The following is a 6,027-nucleotide window of genomic DNA, read 5'->3' on the forward strand; positions in this document are numbered from 1 at the left end:
CACCCTGAGTGTGTCCTCCCGGGTCGTGACGGATATTCGTCCCGGCCCGGGGCCCGTAGGGTGGCGCGGTGTTCGGCCCTGGACCCACGTGGTGCGGGGGCCTCCGGAGGCTTGATGTTCGCGCGTGTGTCGGTGGGTGGCTTGTGGCAGTCACTGTCCCGGGCGGAGCACGCCCGCTTCCCGAAGGACGGTTTGCTTGAGTGACGCTGCCCCTGTGACGGCCCTCCCGCTTCGGGACGATGAGCTGTCGGACTTCCTCGCTCGCACCAGTCGCACGTTCGCGCTCGCCATCCCGCTGCTGGAGGAGCCCCTGCGCCGTGAGGTGGGCCTGGGTTACCTGCTCCTGCGCGTCGCCGACACGCTGGAGGACGCCGCGTCCTGGCCGCGTGAGGCCCGGCGCGAGGCGCTGGCCGGCTTCGAGGCCCTGCTCAAGGAAGACCCGGAGGCCGACGCCGAGGCGCTCTCCCGCGACTGGCGGGAGCGCCGTCCGAGCGAGGACGCGGGCTACCTGGACCTCGTCGCGCGCACCCCCTCGCTGCTGGCGAGCCTGGACGCGCTGCGCCCGGAGGCCGGCGCCATCCTGCGCCACTTCGTGCTCAAGACGGTGCAGGGCATGCGCGAGGTGCTCGCGAGCGCCACCACCGAGGGCCAGGTGACCCTGGATTCACTCCAGTCCCTGCGTGACTATTGCTACATCGTGGCGGGACTGGTGGGGGAGCTGCTCACGGAGCTGTTCGTCCTGGACTCTCGCCTCACGCCCTTCTCCCCGAACCTGCGCGCCCTGGCCCCGCTGTTCGGCGAAGGCCTGCAGCTGGTCAACATCCTCAAGGACGCCCGGCAGGATCAGAAGGAAGGGCGCTCGCTCTTGCCTCCCGGTGTCCAGCTCCAGGACGTGGAGCGGCTCGCGGGCGAGGACCTGGTCGCGGCCGCGCGCTACGTGCGGGCCCTCTACAGCGCGGGTGCCTCCCGGGACGTGCTCGCCTTCACCACGCTGCCCCTGCTGCTGGCGCAGGCCACGTTGGAGCTGCTGGTGCGCGACGGCGCCGGCGCCAAGGTGTCCCGCGCGGTGGTGACCACCCAGATGATCACCCTCCAGAGCGCGCTGGAGCGGGGCACGCTCCCGGAGGCCGTGGAGGCGCTCGCCGGCCCCGGCCCTGGCGCCCCCTGACGCTTCGCGTTGATTTAAGGGAAAACGCGTATTTCGTTATTAACTGGATATTCACGTTTTAGTGACTTGGCGGTCTTTCCTGGGAATGTCACAACCGTCCTCGCCCCGTCATTCCGGCGGGGCGGATGTCGGAGACAACCCCCATGAAGAACCTGTTCAAGAGCCTGGTGGTGGCGGCTGGGATGGCGTTGGCGGTCGGTTGTGGCGGTGGGATGGAGGCCGAGGAGGCCACCCCGGCGACGCCTGACGAGCGTGGCGTGACGCAGGAGGCGCTGCCCGTCTGTGGCTCGGGCCTGGACTGCCGCGGCTACTCCGTGTCCGGCTCGTCCGCCTGCATCCAGACGCCGACGTCCACGCGTGCCGTCTACTGTTGCCCGAACGGCCAGCGCGTCTACCACAACGACGCGGGCCAGGAGTTCTGCGCCTAGGCCTGGGAAGTTCCGTGGAGGGGCCGTCCCCGGGCCGGAGCGGTGCGCCGCTCGGGACGGGACGGTTCTGTCTCCTGGGCAGCAACTTCTGGGCACCCATACCGGATAATTCCGGTGTTGGTGTTCCCCCTGGAGTGCTCCCCCATGAACTGCGTCCGCTCGACCCCAGCGGTCATCGTGTATTTCCCCTCGCGTCCGGACGCGGCGCCCTCGAAGGTGTCCCGGCGGCCCACGCGGGTGGAGCGGCCCGCGCTCGCGGGAGCGGACGCGCTGCCCTTCGCCGCCTCGCGTCAACGCGGGCTGTGGACCTTCCAGACACCGACGGGGCCGGAGCGCTGGCTGCCCGGTCGGGTGCGGGGGCAGGCCCGGATGCAGGCCTTCCTGATGGAGGTGCTGGGGTTTCGCGGCCTCATCCAGGGGTACGACGTCGCGGCGGACACGCGCAGCGACTCCATCCCCGGGCACCCGGACTTCGCGAAGAACTTCGACCTCTTCCTCCACCACTACGCGGGCGCGCTGCTCAAGCGGATGCTGCCGGAGCCCGCGTTCGCGCAGGCGCTGGGACAGGTGGTGATGCTCAACGGCCAGCAGTGGGCCGGGCTGGGCTTCACGCTGACGGAGGCCGGGCAGCGGCTGGTGGAGGGGTGGCTCGCGGAGCAGGGCGTGGTGCTCGGCCTGGCCGCTTGAGCCCCGGCCCCCGGGGGCTCCCTGCGCGACCCGGCCGGCCCGCCGGGTCGCCTGCCTCCGGAGGGGCCCCGGGAGGCGATGGAGAGGCCCTGGGCGGACGACGGGATTCCGGATAGGGAAGGGGGGATGACTGCCCTGGCCTATCCCATGCCGCTGTGTGTCGCGCCGATGATGGACTGGACGGACCGGCACTGCCGGTTCTTCTTCCGCCAGCTTTCGCGCCACACCCTGCTCTACACGGAGATGGTGACCACGGGCGCGGTGCTGCACGGCAAGCGCGACCGCCTGCTGGGCTTCTCGCCCGCCGAACACCCGGTGGCCCTCCAGTTGGGGGGCTCGGAGCCGGAGGAGCTCGCGGCCTCCGCGCGGATTGGCGAGGAGTGGGGCTACGACGAGATCAACCTCAACGTGGGCTGCCCGAGTGATCGCGTGCAGTCCGGCCGCTTCGGCGCGTGCCTGATGGCGGAGCCGGATGTGGTGGCCCGGGGCGTGGCCGCCATGCGGGAGGCGGTGCGCATCCCGGTGACGGTGAAGTCGCGCATCGCCATCGACGACATGGAGGAGTGGCCCACGCTGGAGGACTTCGTGCGGCGCGTCTCCGCGGCGGGCTGCACGCGCTTCATCGTCCATGCGCGCAAGGCGTGGCTGAAGGGCCTGAGCCCCAAGGAGAACCGGGACGTGCCGCCGCTGCGCTACGACCTGGTGTACCGGCTGAAGGCGGAGTTCCCCCACCTGGACATCAGCCTCAACGGCGGCGTGAAGACGCTGGACGCGGCGGCCGGGCACCTGGCCCACGTGGACGGCGTGATGATGGGCCGCGCGCCCTACGAAACGCCCTACCTGCTGGCGGACGCGGACCGGCGCTTCTTCGGCGGCACCGAGGCGCCCCCCACGCGGCACGAGGTGGTGGACGCGATGCTGCCGTACATCGAAGCGCAGCGGAGCCAGGGCGCGCCGCTGGGCGCCATCACCCGGCACATGCTGGGCCTCTTCCAGGGCCTGCCAGGCGCGCGCGCGTGGCGCCGTCACCTGAGCGAGAACGCCCACGAGGACGGCGCCGGCCCGGAGGTGGTGCTCGCCGCCGCCGCGAAGGTGCCGCGCGACGCCGGCCTCCAGGCCGTGGCCTGACATCGCTCCAGGCTCAGGAGCAGATGCCGCCGCGCTCCTCTTGCTGGCAGTACTGGTTGCAGATGGCGGCGGTGCCGGTGCACTCCGTGCTGTCGCAACAAATAAACGTGTGATACAGCGAGTCGGTGCGAGTGCCCGGCTCCGCGGACTCCACGGACTCTGCTTCGGGCATGCCGCCACACCCTGCCAGCAGCCCGACTGCCATCAGCCCTGCAATGATTGCCGCTCGCATGTGTTTCTCCTGGGTTGACGGCTTGCGCCGCGCTCTCAGGGTACCCGTGCGGATGACATAGGGCCAGCTTCTCCGTCCTGGAGCAGCGCGCATCACTTCCGGGGAACGCCGGGTATGCTGCCAGTCCTTGTCCCCCCGTTGTGACGCTTCAAGTCGAGGAAACAATGATGTCTCACGTCAACCGTCTTCCCTCCCTCATCGTGTCCCTGCTTCTCGTGGTGGGCTTCGCGCTGCCCGCCAGCGCGGACACCTTCACGACCTACGCGACGCCGAAGGTCAATGGCTATCAAATTGGCACCGTGTACCCCAACGCGGGGACCAGCAGCGCGCCGGACACCGCCCGTCGCTTCTGCCAGGACCTCGGCCACACCGGGGCGCAAAGCCAGACCACCAGCATCCGCGGCTCCGCGTACACATACATTGTCGGATCGGGAGGCATTGGCAACTGGAACACCACGGGCAATTCGAACGTGACGATGATCGAGTCCGTCACCTGTGTCACGTCGACCTCGGATGTCACCTATGCGGTCCCGAAGGTGAATGGCTATCAGGTGGGCACCCTCCAGCCCAATGACCCCGCCAGCAACTTCAGCACCGCGGCGGACACGGCCCGCCGCTTCTGCCAGGACCAGGGCCATGCGGGCGCGCGGAGCTTCACCACCAGCATCCGCGGCTCCGCGTACACGTACATCGTCGGCGCGAACGGCGTGGGCAACTGGAACACCACGGGCAACGCGAACGTGACGATGCTGGAGTCCATCACCTGCTTCAACTCGACGCCGGACCTCACCTATCCGAACCCGAAGGTGAACGGCTATCAGGTGGGCACGCTCCATCCCGTCTCCGGCTTCAGCAGCGCGGCGGACACGGCCCGTCGCTTCTGCCAGGACCTGGGCCACAGTGGCGCGAGCACCTACGTCCCCAGCGTGCGCTCGGTCGCGTACTCCTTCATCAACGGCACGAATGGGATTGGGAACTGGAGCATCACGGGCAACTCCAACGTGACGATGCTCGACTCCATCACCTGCACCCCGTAGTCGCCGGAAGGGGGAGGGCCGTCGGACCTGGCTCCGGCGGCTCCCTCCCGTTACTTCGCGGGAGTCGTTTTCGCGGAGAGGTAGCGCGGCGCCACGGCGGGTACGCCCCCCGCACCCTGCAGCCTCCTGCCCGCGAACATCATCACCACGCCCAGCACGGTGAACATGAGGTGCAGCACGCCCAGCGGCTTGAGCACCATCTGCCCCGCGCGTGTCTGTCCTGCCTGGACGCGGTCGACCTCGGGCTGGCGCTCCGCCTGGATCCGCTCGAAGACCGCCGCGTCCAGCGGGCGCTCTGCCTGGAGTGCATCCAGCAGGTGGTTGGCGGCCACGAAGGTGTCCCGGAGGGCCAGGTTCAAGCCCTGTCCACCGGAGGGCGACATGGTGTGCGCCGCGTCTCCGAGGAAGAGGACGCCCGGCGCATGCCAGCGGCGCACGCGGTCGACGATGATCTTCAGCACCTGCCATTCCGTGTGCTCGTCGAGCTTGCGCTCCACGTGGGGCCGCAGCGTCTCCGGCAGCGTGGGCAGCAGCCGGCGCCGCAGCTCCGGCAGGTCCTTGCGCAGCCGGTTGAGGTCGCCCGGCTCGCTGTAGGCGAGGTGCAGCCGGTGGCCCGTGGAGGGCTGGAACACGACGACGAGCCCCTTGCCGAACATGTGGACCTGGAGCGATTCAGGCAGGGCCTCCGGCGCGTCGGAGAGGTCGAAGCGCAGCCAGAGCGCGTCGGCCGTCGTCTCGAACGACTCGGTCTCCAGGCCGCAGGACCGGCGCAGGTGGCTGTTGCGCCCGTTGCAGACGATGAAGAGGTCTCCGTCGACGCGGCCCTCCACGCCATCGTGACGGGTCTTCATCGCGACGACGCGCCCGTCTTCCTGGACGGCGTCGAGCACGGTGGTGCCGAAGTCCAACTGGTAGTGGGGATGGCGCGAGCACAGCTCATGGAGCAGCGCGAGCATTCCAGGCTGAGACACCACGGCCCCGCGCTCCTGGGGACCGGGCACGCGGACCCTGCGGTGCTTGCCCACGAACATGCGGCGCTCGATGTCTGGCAATGCCAGCCCACGTTCCAGCAGCAGGGAGAAGAGGCCCGCCTGATGGAGCGCTTCGACGACCGACGCCTGGAGGAGCTCGCCGCGGAACTCGCGCCCGAAGTCGGGGTGGCGCTCCAGGACGCGGACCGGAACGCCGTTCGAGACGAGCTGGTAGGCGAGGACCATTCCGGCGGGTCCACCGCCGACGATGACGATGCGAGGGGCCTTCATGCCGGCCCTTGTACCGGACTCCCGCTGGTTCCGGGGCCGCCTGGGTCGTTCAGCCGGATTGCCCGGCATCGGGGCGGGACGGGAG

General features: G+C 69.8%; 7 protein-coding genes. 5 read left to right on the plus strand and 2 right to left on the minus strand.

Features of this window, described 5'->3' with window-relative positions; translation table 11 throughout:
- Positions 1-196: 196 nt before the first annotated feature.
- The 4 genes from D7V97_RS38665 (at position 197) to dusA (ending at position 3,411) form a co-directional block, all read left to right on the plus strand.
- Positions 197-1,168, plus strand: a complete 972-nt coding sequence (locus D7V97_RS38665) for a squalene/phytoene synthase family protein (RefSeq protein WP_158623541.1) — start codon at positions 197-199, stop codon at positions 1,166-1,168.
- A gap of 143 nt (positions 1,169-1,311) precedes the next feature.
- Positions 1,312-1,596 (plus strand): hypothetical protein, encoded by a 285-nt coding sequence (locus D7V97_RS38670; protein ID WP_120615601.1) that lies wholly within the window; start codon positions 1,312-1,314, stop codon positions 1,594-1,596.
- A 144-nt stretch (positions 1,597-1,740) separates the two neighbouring features.
- Positions 1,741-2,283, plus strand: a complete 543-nt coding sequence (locus tag D7V97_RS38675; RefSeq protein WP_147445158.1) for a hypothetical protein — start codon at positions 1,741-1,743, stop codon at positions 2,281-2,283.
- Positions 2,284-2,409: 126 nt separating this feature from the next.
- On the plus strand, positions 2,410-3,411 hold the full coding sequence (gene dusA, locus D7V97_RS38680; RefSeq protein WP_120615603.1) for a tRNA dihydrouridine(20/20a) synthase DusA: 1,002 nt from the start codon (positions 2,410-2,412) through the stop codon (positions 3,409-3,411).
- 13 nt (positions 3,412-3,424) lie between these two features.
- On the opposite strand, the gene D7V97_RS38685 is transcribed toward dusA, so the two are convergent.
- The gene (locus tag D7V97_RS38685) at positions 3,425-3,643 is read right to left on the minus strand and encodes a hypothetical protein (RefSeq protein ID WP_120615604.1); all 219 of its coding nucleotides are present in this window, start codon (positions 3,641-3,643) and stop codon (positions 3,425-3,427) included.
- A 164-nt stretch (positions 3,644-3,807) separates the two neighbouring features.
- Here D7V97_RS38685 and D7V97_RS38690 point away from each other — a divergent pair, with 164 nt between their 5' ends.
- Positions 3,808-4,680, plus strand: coding sequence for a hypothetical protein (locus tag D7V97_RS38690; protein ID WP_147445159.1), 873 nt, complete (start codon positions 3,808-3,810; stop codon positions 4,678-4,680).
- Between the two features lie 50 nt (positions 4,681-4,730).
- Here the strand turns inward: D7V97_RS38690 and D7V97_RS38695 are convergent, their stop codons facing one another.
- Positions 4,731-5,942 (minus strand): FAD-dependent monooxygenase, encoded by a 1,212-nt coding sequence (locus D7V97_RS38695; protein WP_120615606.1) that lies wholly within the window; start codon positions 5,940-5,942, stop codon positions 4,731-4,733.
- Between the last annotated feature and the right edge of the window lie 85 nt (positions 5,943-6,027).

The sequence above is a fragment of the Corallococcus sp. CA053C genome (assembly GCF_003611675.1).
Taxonomy (GTDB): domain Bacteria; phylum Myxococcota; class Myxococcia; order Myxococcales; family Myxococcaceae; genus Corallococcus.

Bases quoted from the DNA above. Each gene is read 5' to 3' on its own strand.
- D7V97_RS38670 (WP_120615601.1), top strand. From the start codon at position 1,312: ATGAAGAACCTGTTCAAGAGCCTGGTGGTGGCGGCTGGGATGGCGTTG.
- D7V97_RS38675 (WP_147445158.1), top strand. From the start codon at position 1,741: ATGAACTGCGTCCGCTCGACCCCAGCGGTCATCGTGTATTTCCCCTCG.
- dusA (WP_120615603.1), top strand. From the start codon at position 2,410: ATGACTGCCCTGGCCTATCCCATGCCGCTGTGTGTCGCGCCGATGATG.
- D7V97_RS38685 (WP_120615604.1), bottom strand. From the start codon at position 3,643: ATGCGAGCGGCAATCATTGCAGGGCTGATGGCAGTCGGGCTGCTGGCA.
- D7V97_RS38690 (WP_147445159.1), top strand. From the start codon at position 3,808: ATGATGTCTCACGTCAACCGTCTTCCCTCCCTCATCGTGTCCCTGCTT.
- D7V97_RS38695 (WP_120615606.1), bottom strand. From the start codon at position 5,942: ATGAAGGCCCCTCGCATCGTCATCGTCGGCGGTGGACCCGCCGGAATG.